At 65.0% G+C, this 246-nt stretch carries 1 pseudogene; it reads right to left on the reverse strand.

Features of this window, described 5'->3' with window-relative positions:
- A pseudogene (locus FNJ47_RS55705) lies at positions 1–170 on the reverse strand (hypothetical protein); the annotation flags it as partial.
- Positions 171–246: the final 76 nt, after the last annotated feature.

Below are 246 nucleotides of genomic sequence, written 5' to 3' on the forward strand. Positions count from 1 at the left end.
CGGCGCAGCGCCTCGCAGTCGGTGTGATAGATGAAGCCGTTCGCAAGATTCAGCTTGGCGTCGAGCGCGAACAGCAGCGGCAGCCGCGTCGGCCTGACCGGATCGATGTTCTCGTATTTGCAGCAGTCCCTATTGCGGCGGCGATTTCTCCGACTCGTCGATCGACGGATCGTCCGCGGGCTTCGGCGATGCCGGCAGCGATGGAAGCCATGGCGGCGATGGTGGTGGTCACGGCGGCGGTGATGG

This window comes from Bradyrhizobium uaiense, from assembly GCF_010811875.1.
In the GTDB taxonomy this organism is placed as follows: Bacteria; Pseudomonadota; Alphaproteobacteria; order Rhizobiales; family Xanthobacteraceae; genus Bradyrhizobium; species Bradyrhizobium uaiense.